Annotated in this window: 8 protein-coding genes; all 8 read left to right on the top strand. The window is 43.5% G+C overall.

The features are described from left to right. Positions 1 to 83: 83 nt before the first annotated feature. The 8 genes from AC58QO_RS10760 (at position 84) to AC58QO_RS10795 (ending at position 20,951) form a co-directional block, all read left to right on the top strand. Positions 84 to 1,676, top strand: a complete 1,593-nt coding sequence (locus AC58QO_RS10760) for an ABC transporter substrate-binding protein (RefSeq protein ID WP_497265285.1) — start codon at positions 84 to 86, stop codon at positions 1,674 to 1,676. 188 nt (positions 1,677 to 1,864) lie between these two features. Beyond that, a complete protein-coding gene (locus tag AC58QO_RS10765; RefSeq protein ID WP_497265286.1) occupies positions 1,865 to 8,896 on the top strand; it encodes an S-layer homology domain-containing protein in 7,032 nt (2,343 codons plus the stop codon). Between the two features lie 187 nt (positions 8,897 to 9,083). Further along, positions 9,084 to 10,652, top strand: a complete 1,569-nt coding sequence (locus AC58QO_RS10770) for an ABC transporter substrate-binding protein (protein ID WP_497265287.1) — start codon at positions 9,084 to 9,086, stop codon at positions 10,650 to 10,652. A 154-nt stretch (positions 10,653 to 10,806) separates the two neighbouring features. Further along, the gene (locus AC58QO_RS10775; RefSeq protein ID WP_497265288.1) at positions 10,807 to 12,669 is read left to right on the top strand and encodes a heparinase II/III family protein; all 1,863 of its coding nucleotides are present in this window, start codon (positions 10,807 to 10,809) and stop codon (positions 12,667 to 12,669) included. A 366-nt stretch (positions 12,670 to 13,035) separates the two neighbouring features. Beyond that, positions 13,036 to 15,894 (top strand): right-handed parallel beta-helix repeat-containing protein, encoded by a 2,859-nt coding sequence (locus AC58QO_RS10780; protein ID WP_497265289.1) that lies wholly within the window; start codon positions 13,036 to 13,038, stop codon positions 15,892 to 15,894. Between the two features lie 171 nt (positions 15,895 to 16,065). Continuing rightward, a complete protein-coding gene (locus AC58QO_RS10785) occupies positions 16,066 to 17,535 on the top strand; it encodes a glycoside hydrolase family protein (RefSeq protein WP_497265290.1) in 1,470 nt (489 codons plus the stop codon). A 50-nt stretch (positions 17,536 to 17,585) separates the two neighbouring features. Next, positions 17,586 to 19,667 (top strand): hypothetical protein, encoded by a 2,082-nt coding sequence (locus AC58QO_RS10790; protein WP_497265291.1) that lies wholly within the window; start codon positions 17,586 to 17,588, stop codon positions 19,665 to 19,667. A gap of 165 nt (positions 19,668 to 19,832) precedes the next feature. Continuing rightward, a complete protein-coding gene (locus AC58QO_RS10795; RefSeq protein WP_497265292.1) occupies positions 19,833 to 20,951 on the top strand; it encodes a fatty acid desaturase family protein in 1,119 nt (372 codons plus the stop codon). Positions 20,952 to 20,960 lie beyond the last annotated feature (9 nt).

Consider the following 20,960-nt stretch of genomic DNA (forward strand, 5'->3'; position numbering starts at 1 on the left):
CAGCTTATACCAAGTATGGGCATCTAGCTATGTTCCATACTTGTATAATATATTATTCGAGCAGATCATAAGGGGGATTACAAATGAAACCGCTTAAAAGTGTGTTTAGCAAGACGATTGTTCTTAGTATGGCAACAGCTATTATTTTGTCTGGTTGCAGTAAAGAAGCTGCTACACCAAGCACGAGTACCTCACCAGCAGCAACACCTGCAGCGACGGCAGCAGCAAAGCCGGTAACACTGAAGTTTGTAGCGTTAAGCCCAGGCAAGCAAGCAGATGCGCAAGAGGTTTGGGATGAGTTTAATAAGAAATTGGCAACGTTATTACCTAATACGAAGGTTGAGTTCATACCTCTAACTGGTGCGGAATACGCTGAAAAGTGGAAGTTAATGGCAGCGTCATCTGAAGAAATTGACATTGCATGGACAGGATATGCGTTGGATTTCCCAGGCGAGGTTAATAAAGGATCTTACATCGAGTTGGATGCCTTAGTTGATAAATTTGCACCTGAGATCAAGAAAGAGATACCTTCTTGGGTATTGGACCGTGCTCGTGTAAACGGTAAATTGTATGCGATTCCAAACTATCAGCAAGCGGTAGATAACCGTCCAACTTTGCGTGTACCGAAAGACTTTGTAGATAAAGGATATATCGATCCGAAGCTAGCACAGGAAACTTTTTATAAGTATGGTCCAGTATCTAAGGAGTCCTTTGATGTTATCGGAGCTTATTTGGAGAAACTAAAGGCGAGTAATAATTTACGCAAAGGGTTTAGTCCTGCAGTTCTTACGGGAATGCAGCATCACAATATTATTACACCATCCTTTAAATTGGTGGGTGATTTGAAAGATCCGAAATCCTTAAAAGTAACTAATATCTATGATACACCGCAAGAGCAGCTGTTTATTAAGACAATGACGGATTGGTATGCCAAAGGTTACATCCGCAAAGATATTTTGAGCTTGCAAAACCAACGTCAAGATGAAGGTAAGCCTGACGGAAACATTGGTTGGTTCCATACCATGATTGGTAGCGTTGAAGATGCTGCGAAGTCAGAAAGTACAAGATATGGCTTCCCAATTCAGTTCATTCCAATGGAAGAAAAGTATGTCATTTCCAATTTATCTGATTCCACTAATCTAGCTATTACTAGAACATCCAAAAACCCAGAACGCGCTATGCAGCTTATTAATTTATTAGATACTGCCAAAGGAAAAGATTTGTATAACCTTATAGTTTGGGGTATCGAAGGCAAGCACTATAAGAAAACTGCCGATAATAAAATTGAAACAATCGGTTACTCAGGCCAAGGTACTGCTGATTCTAAATATGGTGTATCTAACTGGGCTATGGGTAATACGGCGAATAGTTTCGAAACGCAAGCTAGCATTCCGAACTTCACGCAAATTTGGAAAGATACCAACGCTGGTGCAACCGTTTCTCCATTGCTTGGTTTTAAGCCTAATCTTGATCCAATTAAAACAGATCTTGCACAAATTGCTGCAGTTGTTAAAGAGTATGCAGGGACTGGGGGTTCAGTAATCGAAACAGGAGCAGTCGCTGACTCTGACAAGAAATATGCGGAATTCATTGACAAAATGAAAAAAGCAGGAAATGACAAAGTTATTGCTGAGCTTCAAAAGCAAGTTGATGAATTCTTTAAAACTAAGAAATAAGTTGAAGTAAGAGTATTGAAAAAAGAAGCCATTGCTTGCTAACAAAGCAAGCAATGACTTCTTTTTATATACGAGGTTGAAGTGGTAATGCCATTTGTAAATTCCGTTTAGAGATCAAGAATCAAGGGGGATAGTTATTTCTTCAAGAGATTGATCGCGCTTACAAGTTCAACTAGGAGGGGATCAGAATGCTTCAAGCAAGAGCAATTAAGAGTAACAAATGGGTGGCCCTGATATTATCGTTATTAATGATGTGCACACCGCTTTTATCGATGCCTGTAAGAACAGTTGCAGCAGCTGCAACAAGCTACTACGTTGATGGCACGAATGGAAATGATTCTAACGATGGTTCTTTAGTAGCACCTTTTCAGACCATCCAAAAAGCTGCTACTGTGGCAACTAGCGGCGATATAGTCGAGATTAAGGCTGGTATTTACCGTGAGACGGTTACCCCTGCAAGTGACAATGTAACATTTATGAACTTCGGTAGTGACAAAGTTATCATGTCCGGAGGCGACTTGGTGACAGGATGGACAGAAACCGCAGATGCTGGTGTTTTTGAGGCTAATGTGTCTTGGAATTTTGATAGCGGTAACGGCAACATTGCATTTTTTACAGATTCGACTGGTAACCCTGTATCCATGAGTCCAGCAAGATTTCCATATATAAAAGATAGTGAACTCTTAGACAAGTCGAAGTATGGAAAATTTGTAAATGCTTCAGATGCAAATGTTGACCCATCGGGCACTGTGAATGCAGATGGACAATTTATAACGTATGACAACGAGTATGTACGTGGATTTACTGGCATGACAGCGGATGCTTGGACAGGTGCACTCGTTTATGCATCGTCAAACAATGGATTCTCTGCACAGACTGGTGAAGTTGTTAGCAATACGGCCGATAAAATCACCTTTAAGTGGCCGCTATCTGGATACACACCAAAATCATTTGGTGTAGCAAGTGGTATGTATCTTTCTAACAGTTATCAAGCGCTTAAGCTTATTGCTGGCGCAGCTACAAAACCATCGAACGCAGCAGTGTGGTATAAAGATGTTGCTGCCGGTAAGTTGTATGTGTACTTAACAGATGCTTCCGCTACAGTTATTAACCCAAGTAGCGGTCAAGTTGAGTTCAAAAACAGAGAGAATGTTTTTAACTTAGAGGGGCGTTCAAATATTACCATTCAAGGTATTAACATTCGTTCTGCGGGAGTGAACTTTAAAAACTCTCATGACAACACATTCAAAGGTGCTGTTATCGAAAAAGTAGATTCCTATAACAAACTTTTTACAATGAGTGTGCTTACAGATGGCCTTACAAAATCGTTTGAGTTAGATGGCTATAACAACACGGTACGTGATTGTGAAATCAAAGACATGTATGGTTACGGAATCAAAATGTTGGGGCATGACAACAAGGTAATCAACAACAACATTCACGATGTTGACCTGTTTGGTTATTATCAAGATGGTGTAGGTATCTATGGCTACAATCAACTGGTTAGCCACAACGAAATCTATAACGTGGGTCGTGCAGCTATCGGCGGTAAGTTCCAAAGCTCCGTCATTCAGTACAACAAAATGCATGATACAATGAAGATTTCCTACGATGGCGGTATCATTTACCTTGTAAACCATGACTTTGATGGTTCAGAAATTCACCACAATATTCTATATGATGTGCCTAACTCGGCAAACGTAGAGGGGATCTATCCTGATAACGTGTCTGGAAACTTAAAAATCTATGACAACATTATCTACAACACTAAAGTTGCTATGCTTATTAATTTGCCTAACGAGCGTATGACGATTGTAAACAATACAATTCACAACTCAAAAGACAATAGTTTTGGCAATTGGGGCGATACTGCTGACCAACTTGAATCTTTTGGAACGGTACTCATGGGCAACATCTTGGGTGGCCCATTGGCCTCCCAAACGTCAGGTGGAGCAGTTGAGCAGTACAATACTACGGGTACGAATGCTGTTATTGGCGCAATTTTTGTAGACCCAGCCAATGGCGATTTTAGACTAAAAACACCAGAGCAGTATCGAAGCATAGAAATTTCAGGTGTAACAGATGGACACACGACTGGTTTTGCTGTACAAGGCGCAGTTCAGCCGGGCGTAGTTTGGACTGCTGGCTATGATATGGCGAATGCTTCAAACATTAACCCAACGTTCCAGTTGAAGAATTTACCTTATCAACAGTTGCTAAAGAACGGCGGTTTTGTGGACGGATTGACTAATTGGACTACCTTAGGTTCTCCATCAATCATTACACATAACGCATGGGATTTTAGAAACGGTGGACAAACAGCAAAAGGTATGCTTATAAAAGATGGCTACACAGGTGCAGTCCTAAAAAATAACGAACAGATTTCCCAAACAGTTACTGTAAAGCCAAACACCAAGTATACTGCCTCGCTTTGGGGTAAGGTAATGGGTGAACGTAGATACTATACAGATGCAATTCCAGTCACACCAGCAACCGCTCCTGATTCTTTTAGTTTCCGTAATTCAGAAGGTGCATTTATTACAGGTTCATCTGTTACACTCAAATTCCCAGGTGTTGAGTTTGCAGCTGGTGTAGACAGAGTATATTTTGGTACTGCTTCTGAAAACTCTACTGGTAAGATACAGATGTATAATGGTGACCCAGCGACAGGCGGCTTGTTGATGACTACGCAGACACTGAGTACTAATGTGGGCTGGGGTTATAGGACCTTAAATACTCTGACAAATGTACCTGCAGCCGGTACAACAGCGGATATTTACTTGAAGTTTACAAACACAAACCCAACGGCTTTGGCACGTATTTGTATGTTTATGGACTTCGTCGTATTTAAACAAACGCCAGTAGCACCCTCAGATTATCTTGAATTGGGCATTACTGGGCTTGCAACGAATCCTCCTGTAAAGCAAGCAACGGCTTCAACCTTTGGTGTCGCTGGTGTGACAGCCCGCCCTACACATAGTATTACTTTTACAACTGGACCGAATGATACCAGTTTGACTTATTATGTGAAAAAGAGTGGTACCAACACTTTAAGAGGTTACATTGACGAGTTGGGATTATCAGAGGATGCAGCTTACAGCCCTGTCTATCCAGCGGGCAGCACATACTTTAATGGCTTTGAAGATTCATGGCATCCTGCTAACTGGACTTGGGGCTTGGGTACGCCTCTTCTCGATTCAACGATTAAGTCAGAGGGTAACTATAGCTATAAGTTGGATGGCTCTGTAGACAAAAATGCAGTCTATAGAGTATTAAGCTCATCCTATGCAAAGGTTGCAACAGTAGATTTCTATGACGACATGGCGGCAGGCAATAAGAGCCTAATTGCACATGTTGACAGCAGTGGTGCAACAAACTTTGATAAGATTGCTTCTATGTATGGCGCAGGTATCCACATTGCAAATTCTGCAACGAACTACTCGATTACACTTGGCACAGGTATGTGGCAAACGTCAACCGTTCCTCGTACGCCCGGTTGGCACACGCTGACATTTGATTATTCATCCGGTTCTGGCGTGGATATATATATTGATCAAACTTGGCAAGGATATTCCAACAAAGCTTCTTCTTTTAACACCATTGCGTTGGGAGACTTTTTCACAGGGGGAAACAGTACAGGTAACTTTGATAATGTGAATGTGGTGGATACAACCACTCTCAAAGGACCGTTGGACTTCACTGTACCAAACAACTTAACAGTGGGAACAGCAACCGCGACAGATACCAGTGCCGCAGTAAACTTTGCACCCAAAATCAGAGGCGGAAATGATCCGCAAGTATCCATGAGCGTGACAAATGCCCTTGGTACAAATCAGCCATTTACAACTGGTGGTTCGCTTCCTGTTGGATTGTCCACTATGACCGTTAGGGTAACGGATGGTGCTACAGTCATTACGAAGACATTTTTTGTGAATGTTATCCAGACATATTACTTTGACAACTTCGAGAATGATCCAGTAGACATCTCTGGCGGAAAGGCTAACACAACTAATAGTGCAAATCCTACTTTGATGGGACCTTGGAAGGCGAATACTTCCGGAACTGCTGGAATTGTAGCAGCAACACCTGCTACGACAAATCAATTTAATTTTGATGGCTATAGTAGTTTTGGCACTGCTGCTGTTTCCACAGGTAACGATGGCAGAAACTTAAATGCGATTAACCAAACTCAAGCCGGATGGGATTTCCGTAACAAGGTCGTTACTGCTTGGGTTTACGACGCTGATCCTACCGCTGCTATTGTTAATCAGGTTTTACAAGTGAAAAGTAGTACTGCTCCTGCGAACTCTTGGTTCCTAGGACAGTATTCTAATGGAACACAAGGTTCATCATCAATATATAGCATGCGTACAGTGACTACGAAGATTGGTGCTACGGCTAACCAGTTTATTCCGTCCGGTACTTCAAGAACAGCTGGGTGGCATCAATTAAAGATTGACTTTACCCCAGCTACAACGACAGATATGTATATTAATGGTACGCGGGTACGTCAAGAACCAAGGACGACAGAAGTTCCCAATTATATTGCCCTAGGTGATTTGTGGGAGAATGCAATTTCAAAAGCTTTAACCACTTACTGGGACAATGTAGCGGTTACTACCTCACTAGACACCATGGGTCCAACGATCACACCATCATCCAACGCGACCACATACTATGCGGATACAAATGGTGTAGCTATTGACAGTGGTATTACCTTTAAAGATTTGGATTCCGCCACTATACTCAATACTGCAAAAGTAATGGTAAGTATCGTGGATGGCTTCAAGAGTGCAGAAGATGTATTGCAGCTTACCAATGCTCCTAGCACGATGGGAGATATTGCAGGCAGCTACGATGCAACCGCAGGTATTCTTACACTTACTTCTGCAAGTGGTGCAACTGCTGCTCAATGGCAGGCTGCTTTGCAAGCTGTGGAGTACAAAACATCAAGCTCAACTCCAACTGTTGCACCTCGTGGTTTGAGTTTTGTAGGCTATGATGGTATCAATCTGGGAAATGCGGTTACCAAAACGATTGCTATTTCATTGAATAAATTACCAATCGTTTCTAACACAACGATTACAACTTCTGTAAACACAGTAGTTAACCTTACTACTGCAAACTTTGGCTTCAGTGATTCAGATGGCGATGCTTTGGCCAGTGTCAAGATTCCTACACTGCCAGCTCATGGAACACTGAAGTTAAGCGGAACAGCTGTAGTGGTAGATCAAGTGGTTCTCGCAAGCAATCTTGCCAACTTGACCTATACGCCAACTACTGATTATGCAGGAACAGATGAATTTACATGGAATGGTTTCGATGGAAACCGTTATGCGACATCTGGGGCAGCAATTCAAATCAATGTCACGGCTCTTCATACGATCACGGCATCAGCTGATAGTAACGGTGTAATCAGCCCGAGCGGCAGCATTACTGTCAATGATGGGAAAGATCAAACATTCATTTTCACTCCGGTCAGCGGTTATATGATCGACACGTTGCTGGTAGACGGTATGGATGCAACGGTAACAAGCTATACGTATGCATTTACTAACGTTACGAGTGATCATTCGATTCATGTTACATTCAAGCCTGTGCCGCCAAACGTATATACAATCATGGCTACAGCAGGCGTCGGCGGTGCAATTAGTGGCGATGTAACTGTAACTGAAGGAGCCTATGCAACTTTCACGTTCCTACCGGACAGCGGTTATTTGATCGATACTTTGACCGTAGACGGTGAAAGTGAAACGGTAACAGGCAATACGTACACGTTCACCAACGTGACAAGCAATCATACGATTCATGTTACGTTCAAGCAAATACCTCCAACGGTTTACACGATCACAGCAAGTGCTGAAAGTAACGGTATGATTAGTCCGAGCGGCAGCGTTAATGTGACGGAAGGAACCAATAAAACGTTCACGTTCACACCGAACAGCGGTTATTTGCTTGACACTTTGAAGGTAGACGGTACGGTTGCAACGGTAACAAACAATACTTACACGTTTACCAACGTGACAAGCAATCATACGATCAATGTTACGTTCAAGCAAATACCTGTATCGGGTGGTGGTTTCATTCCACCTGTAACAACACCATCGGACACAGCCATTATTAATCCTAGCCAACTAACGAAAAGCGAGCAAGGAAGCGTTTCTGTCATAATTCCTACTAACACAACGGAAATCAAACTTCCGGGGAATACAGCTGAACTGATTAAACAGAACAATTTGGAAATCAAATCAGATGCATTGACTGTTTCGATCCCATCCGAGGTGCTTAAGCAATTAACAGGAACGCTCTCCGCGGATCAATTAAAAGGTGGAACAATTTCACTGAAGATGGACCCGATATCCAATGCGGATGCGAAAGAACTTATCAATAAAAGCAACATGACTTCGAATACAGAAAATAAATTAGCCGGCGATGTATATGAATTCAATTTATCCATTCAAACATCTGACGGGAAAACAATCAATCTTTCGAAGTTTGATAAGCCGATTACGATTGAGCTTAAAGTTAATGCTTCCATGAATCCGAAATTGGCAGGTATCTATTATATTGCTAACGACGGTACACTGGAGTATGTCGGCGGCAAATTAAACAATGGTGTTCTCACTGCTGAAATCAGCCACTTTAGTAAATATGCTGTGCTTGAAGTTACGAAGACATTCACTGATGTGCCATCCGGACATTGGGCTTCTAACGTAATTAAGGAGCTCGCAGCGAAGCAAATCTTGAATGGTACGAGCGCTTCTACCTTTGAACCAGGACGCAGCGTAACACGTGCCGAATTCACAGTACTTCTGGTTAGAGCATTGAAACTTACGGAAAAAGGGGAAACAACATTTGCCGATGTGAAATCCGGCGATTGGTATGCCGATGCGGTATCCATCGCAGTGAAGGCAGGTATTGTACAGGGCAAGAGCGCGACGTTGTTTGATGCTAATGCGCAAATTACCCGCGAAGAAATGGTTACTTTGCTTCTTAGAGCATATGAGTTAAAGAATGGTAAAGCAGTAGGCAAAGGTACTCACTCATTTGTGGATGAAGATCAAGTATCCTCATGGGCGACTGAATATGTGAAAACTGCAGCCACACTTAACTTGATTCAAGGACGCACATCGGACAAATTCGATCCGCAGGGCATCTCTACTCGTGCCGAAGCAGCTCAGGTCCTGTATAACTTATTATTAGCTACAGAGACGCTATAGACAGCCAAAACTAAAAGCTAAATAGGAATGACGAATAGGGCTATCCCAACTTGGGATAGCCCTATTTTCTGTATTTTATTCGTATATCTTCTGTTTTAAATTACACTTATATACCAATCCTTGAACTATAGTTGAGTTTCAAGTTTGTATACGATAATATGACTATTGACAGAATGGGGGAGAACAGATGAAAGCGTTTAAAGATCTTCTGAGTAAAACGCTTGTTCTTGGTATAGCTACAATAGTCGTGATGTCTGGTTGCGGAAAAGAATCTGCCAAACAAAACTCGGCAGCAACAGATTCACCAAAGCCGGTGACACTAAAGTTTGTAACCATGGGTCCAGGAAAACAAGCGGATACACAAGAGGTTTGGGATGAGTTTAACAAACAATTGGCAACATATTTACCTAACACAAAGGTAGAGTTTGAAGCCATTATTAATACAGAATTCGCTGGGAAATGGAAGATCATGGCGGCTTCAGGAGAACCGATTGACATTGCATGGACAGGATATTTATTAGATTACCCAACTGAGGTTTACAACGGATCCTATATGGAGTTGGATGCTTTGGTTGATAAATACGCGCCTGATCTCAAGAACGAGATACCCGTTTGGGTAATGGATCGCGCACGAGTTAACGGAAAGTTATTTGCGATTCCAAACTATCAACAAGCTGTAGATAGTCGTCTAACCATGCGCGTACCGAAAGAGTTTATTGATAAAGGTTACATTGATCCGAAGCTGGCTCAGGACACTTTTTATAAGTACGGTGCTGTTTCCAAGGAGTCATTTGCTGTCATGGAAGCCTACTTGGAGAGATTGAAGGCTACTAATCAATTGCGTAAAGGGTTTAGCCCAATTATACTTAAGTCTTTTATGTATCACGACATTATCGTGCCTGGCTTTATTGTGACTGGTGATTATAAGGATCCGAAAAGTTTAAAGGTTGTTAATTCCTACGAGACAGCGAAAGAGCAGCTGTTCATCCAAACGATGACAGATTGGTTTGCAAAAGGTTACATCCGCAAGGATATTTTGAGCTTGCAAAATCAACGTCAAGATGAAGGTAAGCCAGACGGAAATATCGCTTGGTTCCATTCGTTGGTAGGAAGCGTTGAAGATGGCTCGAAAAACGATAGTATTAGAGCTGGATTCCCGATTCAGTTAATTCCAATGGAAGAGAAATATATCATTTCTGCATTATCGGATCCCACCAATTTGGCCATTAGCCGAAAATCCCAAAATCCAGAACGCGCTATGCAGTTACTTAATTTATTGAATTCAACAAAGGGGAAAGATTTGTATAACCTTCTTGTTTGGGGAATCGAGGGCAAGCATTATAAGAAAGTTTCCGACACACGCATTGAAACAATTGGTTACCGATTTCAAGGCACTGGGGACTCTAAGTATGGTGGATGGAAATGGACTCTCGGCAATTCGGCGAATAGTTACGAAACACAGGCTGACGCTGTGGGCTTCACTAAAATCTGGCAGGAAATAAATGCAGGTGCTCTTGTTTCGCCATTGCTTGGTTATAAACCTAATCTTGATCCGATTAAAATAGAGCTAGCTCAGACTGCGGCAGTTATTAAAGAGTATGCAGGTAATAGTTCAGCGCTTATCCTAGAATCAGGAGCGTTACCTGACGAGGATGCCAAGTATAAGGAATTTATAGAGAAATTGAAAAAAGCAGGTTCAGACAAAATCGTAGCTGAGCTGCAAAAACAAATTGAAGAGTTCTTGAAAATTAAATAGCTAAATGTCTGATTGGGGCTATCCGAACTAGGGTAGTCCTATTTGTGCAATATAACAACATTTTAGTGCAATCAACCTAAACTTTATAGGGACGAAGTAAAGTAAAATAGGGGTAACAAACTGAAGCAAAGTATTACTATGGAGGCATACACTCATGCTTAATCATGTGACTTTTCGTCAACTTAAGAATGCGTTGGAGGAGACACAACAACTCCCCCGTACACTTTATACAGAAGCTACTTCTTCCGATAATTGGAGACGAATCCGAGAAGATGAGAACTACTCCGATTTCTGGCGCGATCTAGAGAAACAAGCCGCAGAATTGATGGAACATCCTGTCCGAGCACCGCTTTTTTCGGAGTTCACGTTGTTCGGAGATACGGGTGACAGAGCGATATTTCAAAAACAAAGAGATGACTTGTACGCAGGGATTCACGCATTCAGCATGCTTGCGATGACAGAAGATAAGCAAGAATGGAAGACAGGACTAGAGAATGCCATTTGGAACGTATGTAACGAATACACGTGGGTATTACCAGCACATGTTGGACTCTATCATAATGATTACCCGAACGGCATCTGGGATCAACCAGTTCCCCCTCGTGAAACAGTAGACCTATTGTCAGGGATGACCGCATTCACTTTAGCGGAAACTGTGCATTTGCTGGGAGATAGATTGCATCCCTGGGTGGTTCATCGTGTGAAAGAGGAGATCGATAAGCGTATATTTCAAGTGTATTTCCATGACCCCACTCCGCAAAACTGGGAATTAAAAACGAACAATTGGCCGGCGGTTTGCTCATCGAGTATAGGTGCATCGGCTATCTATATGATCGAAGATAGTGAGAAGCTGGCGGGAATGTTGTGGCGTGTGATTGGCGTCTTGAGGAATTACTTCTCAGGCTTTGATGAGCAAGGAGCGACACCAGAAGGCCCGGCTTATTGGCAATATGGATTCTCACACTTTGTTTATTTTTCCGAATTATTAAAAGAACGTACACAGGGTCGAATCTCTCTCCTTTCGGATGAGAAGGTCGAACGGATCGCGCAATTCCCGCAATTTTGCATGTTAACTGGGGGGAAGGTCGTCAATTTCTCCGATTCAGCTGACGAAGTAACCTTAAACCCGGGACTTCTTCATCGTTTGCAACAGTATGTGCCATCCTTACAGCTTCCAACGGAAGAGTACAGGATGAAGCCAGTTATGGGTAATTGGGTGGATGCAACAAGACTAATGCTTTGGTCGTCATCACCAACGGGATTGTTAGCTTCAATGGGTAGTGATGAGAGGGTTCAAGAGCAAATCTTTACCGGTAATCAATGGGTAATCTCCAAAGTAAGGAATTCGATAGGTGGACTTACGGCATTTGCTGCCAAAGGCGGTTATAATGAAGAGCCGCACAATCATAATGATCTGGGACATTTTATTATCCATGTCGATGGTCAGAACATAATGGCAGATCTGGGGTTAGGGGTTTATACCAAACAATATTTCCAACCCAGCTATCGCTACGAGGTGATCAACGCAGGTTCTCATGGACATTCGGTTCCGATTATTGATGGTTGTAGACAAGGATTTGGAAAATCCTATCGGTCTGAGATTGTTTCTAGCCAAATATCAGAAGATAACGTTCAACTTGTCATGGATTTAACGAAAGCTTATGCGTGCAGTTCTTTGGAAAGCCTAACACGTGAATTTATTTGGAATCGCCCGGTCAATGAGGCTCCACAGTTGGTTATTACAGATAAAGCTCTTTTTAATCAGTTACCTGAGACTTATCAAGAGGTTTTCATAAGCTCCGTACAACCTGAAATAACAGGTTCTGGGCGTTTACAGATGAATTCTGTGACGTTGGTCTACAATTCGAAGCAGTGGGAATTGGAAATAGAGCACATTTTGGTGGATTCGCATTATAAATCAGGAATGCTCTTTTACCGCATTGTGTGGAATCGCACGCAGTTGGATCGGGAGATCATTTCCGAGTTTCGTTTTGAAATACGTGAGCGAACTTTCTAAAAGTAAAAAAATTATCTAACATTTAGCCAGCTAGACACCCTGCAAACTTAAATGATGCATGGTGTCTATTTTTTGAATATGCCATTTCTCAATAAGGACAAATTATTATCCTTATCTTTATTTTGTCTCCCTATTCGTACATACCCATATTTCATAAAATTAAAGTAAATCAATGAAAGGTGGTGGTTCAGCAGCAATTTGAAAATGGTTCTTTTGTGTAAAGAGTTACAAAGATTTAACTAAGGAGGAAGGACAATGACATCCAAGTTAGTTCAAAACTTTTGCCTCAAAAAGAAAGCGGTTACAAGAAAGGTGGGAATGATTCATTTTATCGGTTCAGTAAAACACAATTGAGGAGCGTGTGCCATGATTGGAAATGCAACTACATGGAAAAGTAATCTAATGAAAGTGATGTTAAGTGCCTTACTTATCGCACCCTTGTCCATAGCAGTCCCTAACTCTGAAGTGAAGGCTGCAGGAACGACTTATTATGTATCTACAAGTGGAAGCGATTCTAATAACGGAACGTCCATCAGCACCCCATTTCTTACGATTCAAAAGGCAGCTCTCACAGCAACTGCTGGGGATACGGTAATGATTAGAGGTGGGACATATCGTGAAACGGTAACCCCAGCTAATTCGGGGACTGCGGGAAACAAGATTACATATCAGAATTATGCGGGTGAAACCGTAATCGTAAGTGGCAATGACGTCGTGACAGGGTGGACGTTGGATAGTGGAAATATTTATAAAGCGCCAATGAATTGGACGTTAGGTGCAGGTAACCAGGTGTTTGTGAATAGCGCCATGATGGATGAAGCGCGTTGGCCTAACCAAACAGGAACATTGGTACAGCCGACCCGAGCAACCATGCAGTCAGGAAGTGATTTGACGCATATTGTGGATTCGAATCTTCCTGGAGGAACGGGTTTCTGGAACGGAGCTACATTATGGACGACAAGTGGAAGTTCATGGATTGCCATGACTTCAACGATTACGGCATTTGATGCTACAACGAAAAAACTGACATTCGGTTCATTAAAGTCAACCGGCGGCTCTTATGTACCAGCATCTGGCAATAAATATTATTTATCAGGGATCAAAGGTGCTTTGGATATTGAGAAGGAGTGGTGGTATGATTCAGCAAATGCCATGCTCTATCTATGGGCGCCGGGTGGAGGAAGTCCAACGAGCCAAACCGTCGAAGCGAAAAAAAGAACGACTGCCTTCGATCTATCGAGTAAGGGCTATGTAGATATTAAAGGCATTCAAACGATTGCTTCGACGATTCAAATGGATAGTTCCACCAATAACTGTTTGTTACAAGGCCTCGTTAGCAAATATATTTCACATAATAAGTTGAATACGCTTGCGAATGAACAAAACAATCTTGGCATCATTTTAGATGGAACCAATAATGTGATTCGCGATAGCGAACTGGCCTATAGCTCAGGCAGTCTAGTTACAGTAAAGGGCAACTCGAACAACGTGATTAACAATTATATTCATGATGGCGGGTATGTACCGGATTGGGAAGGGCTTGTGAACCTTAAAGGGGCTAATAGCTTGATCAGTCATAATACGGTAAGTGATTCTGGCAGGGTAACCATCTACTTCTATGCCGGGATGAGTGCGAATGACATTCAATATAACAACGTATATAATGCAGGCTGGCTAACCAATGACCTGGGCATGCTCTATGGACCGAATACGGATGGAGGAAACACGGAGATTCATCACAATTGGGTGCACGATGCGAAATCCGCAAGTCTAGGCATGGGCATTTATTTAGATAATTACACCAACAATTTTATTATTCATCATAATGTAACTTGGAATAACGCTGGTTTGCAGTTGAACATACCATCGGAGTATAACCTCGTCTACAATAATACCTCCTGGACGAATGCGGGTACGGTGCAAGCTTGGGGAAATATTTTTACAACGGATATGTACGGGGATCGAATCTTTAATAACATTCTGAAGGGCTATGATGCCGAAGTAACTGCCTATACAACAATTGGAAGCAATCTGACAACTACTCCGGGATTTGTAAATGAAACGGCGCGTGATTATCAGTTGCTTTCGACTTCAGCAGCTAGAGATACAGGAATCGTCATTCCTGGTATTACGGATGGCTACGTAGGCAGTGCGCCTGATATTGGCGCGTATGAGTACGGAGGTACGAATTGGACGGCTGGTCACAATTTCACGACTCCACCAAGTCCGACTTATTCGACGCCAAGTACACCAACCATGAATAGAGTAGTCAACGCAGGATTTGAGCTGGGTAACCTATCGGGTTGGTCAACTACGGATTCCGGCAATGCAGTCGCGTACAATGAGAATCATTGGGGACTCGCCGCTAATGCAGGACATTCTCGTTCACAACTATATGGTGTCAAACTAAGCGGAGGGGTAGACGGTGTGGCCCAGACGATTACAGGCTTGCAGCCGAATACGAATTATGTCGCGGGAGGCTGGTTGAGAACACCTGCGGGTGAAACTGTTGCTTTAGGTGTCAAAAATTATGGCGGATCCGATGTATCCACTTCATCAACTAGTGCCACTTGGACCTTTGTTAAGGTCAATTTTACGTCAGGGGCAGCGAATACAAGTGCCACAATCTACTTCAAGAAAACGTCAGCGTCAGGTGAAGCTTATGCGGATGACGCAGGACTCGTGCTGGATCCAACCGTATACCAATCGATGTATTCGTTTGATGGTTTTGAGAGTGGGTTAGGCAACTGGGTGGTAGTTCCAGGTAAGGGGACGCCAACGACCTCTACAGCTGTAAAGCATTCCGGTAGTAATAGTTATATTGTTAATGAGGATATGGATGCGATTCAACAAACATTTAACACGAGTTATAACAAAGTGGTTACAATGTGGTTTTACGACAATGCCAGCGCGACAAACATGCAAACTGTAGGCTTTGTAGATGACAATGTAACGCTTCGGGGAATAGGTGTAAATACCCCTACGTCATCAACGAAATATGTCGTTCGTCAAGGTGGTACACATACGGCAACATCCATAACCAGAACTACAGGTTGGCATGAGTTCAAATGGGATTATACATCTGGTACGAAAGTAGACATGTACATTGATGGTACATTGGTTTCATCGCCTACAGGCATAAGTAGCTTTAATCGGATATCAATAGGAGATTTGTGGTCTGGCAATACGAACACCGTGTACTATGATGACATAAGTATTCAATAATCGTTGAAATAGCCGGATTGGAGTGTCTTCATACGCCAGTCCGGTTTTTCTTTTCTAAATGTGCAAAATAGCAACAAAACCGTGAAAACCAACGAAACTTTACAGCCTAGATATGAGTTACGATAAGGATAGATATAGACTCATGGACAGCTATGACTGGAGGAATTTGAAATGAAAGATCATCAAATCGAAGAGCGGCCAAATGCGGGCAAACTTGCCAATTGGCTGCTTTCTTGGGTACAGCCGAGTGGCGAGATTCACGGGTTTCATAATCACTCCGTGTGGGGATCAAATCCGTACCGTTGGTCAGATTTCACAAGCGGTCACAGTACATGGGGCAGTCCTTTGATGCCAACGCTAGCGTTACTTCTCAATGAAAAAAGGGACACTGAACTCGAAAATCAGCTTCTTCAAATGATTCGATTTCAAACAACCTCTTTTCAAGAAGATGGTCAATATGATCATATCGGATTTCAGATCGGGGATAGCGCCAAATTCGGCCTTATTCATAACGGGATAACGAATGTCTCCTTGGGTTTAACCTTGCAATATGGGGAAGATTATTTGTCAAAAGAGATGAAAGACCAAATGCTTGCTGCGATGGAACGCAACTTTGAAGCTATCGATCGGATCTATCCTTTTGGCATTATGTATGCCAATGGCAGAGCGATTAGCAACCAAGAATATTCCCGTATGTGGGGGAAGCTGCTTCACCTTCGGGCAACGGAAAGTGGTACCGAGAGACGCGATGAACTGCGTAAGCAATTGGACGCGATGATCGAACAGTTCCACTTCCGTGGACTGCCAGATCTGGATTGTGAAGCCTCTTACCGCTACGATAAAGATAAAACAAGTACCGAGCCAGGTGAATATTATGGCTTACTGATTGGGCCGCTCATACTCGCATATCAATTGTTCGGGGATGAGCGATATTTGCAGCATGCCGAGGCACTATGCCGCCACGTTGCAAGGAGCACCTGGTACGACAGTCGCAACCAACTAAGGATGCACCGTGTCTGGTATAACTCTGGCAGCCATTGGGTGAAGCTTGACGAACCGATGCTAATTGCCGGTATGGGCATGACGCTTTATGCGATAGAGCAGTACTTAAAGCATGTTCCTGATGCGGAACTCAGCGTATATTTGGAAGGTTGCGACCAGACTTACGCAGCTTATCAGAATCCGCGAGGCTATTTTGCCTCTGCGACAGGCTGGAACAATGAAGCGGATGTTGCCCCATCCACAGCATGGCATTCGCATGATCTTCTCTACATTGTGGCTCGCTATGGAGCCGATGAAACATTCTGGAGCGAGCTGCGCGATACAGAGGCTGGGAAAGAGACCTCGGTACTGCTTGGGAACGGCTGCATCTGGATGGAGCGGGACCAACATTGGACGATCACGGATTATTTTGCTCGGGATCAATACCAACTGCTTGGCCGCAAGGACGAAGCGCGCTTCGGTCGTGATATGAGTTGGATCGGTGGGGATCGTGCCTTACCTGAACATTTTGCATTTGGAACGAAACCTATCTTCATGAAAACAGGTGATGGCATCTACTTGATGCCCGGTGAGTGGGAGGAATCTGAGCTGCAACTATCCAGTGTAGCGGATGCGCCCTATCTCGGCATTTGGCGATAAGGCATTTACATGGTAGATTGATTGACAGGACAAATTATCGGAGGCACAGCATGTTTACAGCCAAGGAACTGGACTATTTAGAAAGCTTATCCGGGGTAAACCCGATTCAGCAAGCCATAGACACGTTTAGACAAAAAGGCACATTAGATAATTTCCAAGAAACTGGATTAACGCGTGATAAATATTTGGACTTTTCCGAAGCGCGCGTTCGTCAATTCGCCCCATGCTTAAGTGAATCCGGGGAGATCCTGGATCCAGGCGATGGAAAAGAACACGAATATGCAACCGCTGCATTTGTAAAAGCCGGCGCAATTCTACTTGCCAATGGTCGCTGCACGGATCTCAAAGATCAGATTTTACTCGCGATGGACTGGGCTAGTACCTGCTTAGGCGAGAATAAAGTCCCTGACGATCACGCCGACTTCACGACGCACATGTTGGTTCGGGCCTATCAGCTCCTAGCGCCGTTGGTAACTGCGGAGCGAAGAAATACCTGGAGACTGAATATATCCAACGTTGAGCCTGAGGTTACCTATTGCCAAACAGTTCGAAATTTTCCTGACATCCGTACCATCCGGAACTGGGCAACATATGCAATGCATGGCGAAATGATGAGGCGTAGTGAAGGGTTCACGGACTCCATGGCCTTCATAGATAAGTATTTGAAACCGCAAATGACGCGGTTTACACGTGAAGGACTATATCGTGATCCGAATAGTCCAGCCGCCTATGATTTGGCTGCGCGTCAGCAACTTAGCGGTTTAATCGATGCCGGTTATAGCGGCGAATGGAGGACTTTTCTAGAAAGTCAGCTTCGCAAAGGTGCCCAAACGATGTTGTTCATGCAGTCTACCACAGGAGGAACAAGCTGTGGAGGCAGGAGCAACCAGATCATTTGGAATGAGCTGACCTTTACTAATCTGTGCGAACGGGAAGCATCGCTTTATGCCAAAGAGGGAGATCTTGCATGGGCTGGGATCTTCAAACGTGCTGCACGCAAAGCCATGCAATCTATTCTGCGCTGGATAGAGGATCCTATCGAATTTCGTTTGTTGAAAAATCGGTTCGATAGCGGGCTCCGAAATGGTTGGGAGTTCTATGCGTATTATTCGACATACAGCCTTTATGCGGCTCAAATTGCCGCTTCATGCTTTGAAAGTGCTGACGAGAGCATTCCCGAGCAAGCAACACCAGCCGATCTGGGCGGATATGTAGTCCCCATTAAATCCTTCAACCGAATTTATGCCACAACAGGAGCAGAGCAAGGCGCTTATCACCTCGTGATGGATACGGCTGCGCAAATGGGGCAAGACGCAACGGGATGGGTGCGGCTCCATAAAGCAGATTATCTAGAGGAATCAGCACTCTCGATGGGAATACCTGGGCTTAGCGGGAACATTCACATGAATTATTTTGTAGCCAAACAATTAATTCCACGTCCTCATACACCTGCTGCTATTGGCTTGACTTGGAGGGATGCACACGGTACTTGGCACAGGTTAGCGAACTATGGCAGAAGAAAGCACGAAACGTTTCATTCCTTGGACGAGGAAGGAGTGCCGACTAATCCCGAGAAGCTGCATTGGCATGCTTTGCTTGATAATGGGGAGGACAATGGTGATGCGCTATCTTTCAAACTACGCTACGAGTCGACGGGACTTCAGCTTATCAACGACACCGATTTGCGTGATCCAGATCAGGATCAACACCCCGCCATATTACGAGCTATCGGCGATTTGATGCCAAGACCTGGCATTGAGGGCTTAGCCGCGATCACAGAATCTTATCGTATTGCATCCGAGGGCGTGACAACAGCATGGTCAGTAGAGGCTGCAGAGGATACGGAATTATCCGCAATTGGTGTAACGGTTCCAGTGCTCGTATCTAATGGAACCGATGTGACAGAAATACGTGTCGACGGGAATAAATTTTTCGCCTATTATGCCGATGCTACCTATGTGATTCAGCCTGAGGGTGAGTCTGGCGATGTCGAACTAGAGATTCTGCCTGGGCTGATGCCGAATCGAAACGGCAACTATCGTCTTGCGCAATGGATTAGCAAGGATGCGAACAAGGAAATCAAGCTTCATTTCTCATTAGAGCAAATCTCAAGCGATACAGGATATAAGTAGAAAGAATAGTTGAAAGGAGCTGCTGATGCAGCTCTTTTTGTATTTAAAAATGCGAGGATGTCTGAATAGTGCAAATCAATGTCCTGCTATTTCAAAGACAGTGAGCCCTTGAACCTTTATCATTAAAGAGAGCGCTATCAAAAAGTTGAACAAGGAGGCAAAATAATGTCTAATGCATATATAAAAAGAGATTATTCTCTCACAGGACCAGAAAATAAGCGAGCACAGGAAAAAGGCTTAGCAGCAGCGGAATGGTATTCGAGTCCAATTCCACGTCAGCGTCTTAAAGAGCTTATGAAGCGTAAAGATGGACCTGCAATTCGTGATACGATCATGATGTTTGCTTGGCTCATAGGTACGGGCATGCTTGCCTATTATTCGTGGGGGACTTGGTGGGCATTACCAGCATTTGCTTTGTATGGCATTAGCTATGCCTCGACTGCTGATTCCAGATGGCACGAATGCGGTCATGGGACAGCATTTAAGACAGCTTGGATGAACGATGTCCTCTATCAAATAGCCTCATTTATGGACTTACGACCACCAACCCCTTGGCGTTGGAGTCATGCCCGTCACCACACGGACACTTATATAGTCGGTCGTGATCCGGAAATTGCCATGACTAGACCCCCTGTTTGGCGGATCATTTTTGGGGAAATTGTACATATCTATGGCGGTTCAAGAGATCTCAAAAGCATCATATTACACTGCTTCGGGAAGCTAACTGCTTCTGAACAGGATTATGTTCCAGAGTCTGAATTAAGAAAAGCTGTTTGGATTTCACGAGCATGGGTGATGATCTTACTAGGCTTTATGATTTGGTCCATACAGATTGGGAGCCTATTACCGCTTATGTTTGTTGGTCTTCCGACGTTCTATGGCCCTATTCTCCTTCTATTAGTAGGATTGGCTCAGCATTTGGGTTTGCATGAAGATGTTCTGGATCATCGCTTAAATACACGTACGATATATTTGAATCCTTTCTTTCGATTCCTTTATTGGAACATGAATTATCACATCGAGCATCACATGTTTCCAATGGTTCCCTATCATGCATTGCCAGCGCTGCATAAAGAATTGATGTTTGATTATCCAACACCAAGTCCTAGTCTATGGGCGGCACTGAAAGAGGTTATTACAGCGCTGATTAAGCAGAAGCAAGACCCGCATTATGTGGTTGTTCGTCCGCTGCCTCCTACAGCAAGACCTTATTATTACGGCGTTCAGACCGGAAAGACTGTGACTTCACAAGTGGACGACGAGCCCCAAGCAATGATCAACTAAATAAATCAA

The sequence above is a fragment of the Paenibacillus sp. J31R30 genome (genome assembly GCF_059692115.1).

Bases quoted from the DNA above. Each gene is read 5' to 3' on its own strand.
- AC58QO_RS10780 (WP_497265289.1), top strand. From the start codon at position 13,036: ATGATTGGAAATGCAACTACATGGAAAAGTAATCTAATGAAAGTGATG.
- AC58QO_RS10790 (WP_497265291.1), top strand. From the start codon at position 17,586: ATGTTTACAGCCAAGGAACTGGACTATTTAGAAAGCTTATCCGGGGTA.
- AC58QO_RS10760 (WP_497265285.1), top strand. From the start codon at position 84: ATGAAACCGCTTAAAAGTGTGTTTAGCAAGACGATTGTTCTTAGTATG.
- AC58QO_RS10785 (WP_497265290.1), top strand. From the start codon at position 16,066: ATGAAAGATCATCAAATCGAAGAGCGGCCAAATGCGGGCAAACTTGCC.
- AC58QO_RS10765 (WP_497265286.1), top strand. From the start codon at position 1,865: ATGCTTCAAGCAAGAGCAATTAAGAGTAACAAATGGGTGGCCCTGATA.
- AC58QO_RS10770 (WP_497265287.1), top strand. From the start codon at position 9,084: ATGAAAGCGTTTAAAGATCTTCTGAGTAAAACGCTTGTTCTTGGTATA.
- AC58QO_RS10795 (WP_497265292.1), top strand. From the start codon at position 19,833: ATGTCTAATGCATATATAAAAAGAGATTATTCTCTCACAGGACCAGAA.
- AC58QO_RS10775 (WP_497265288.1), top strand. From the start codon at position 10,807: ATGCTTAATCATGTGACTTTTCGTCAACTTAAGAATGCGTTGGAGGAG.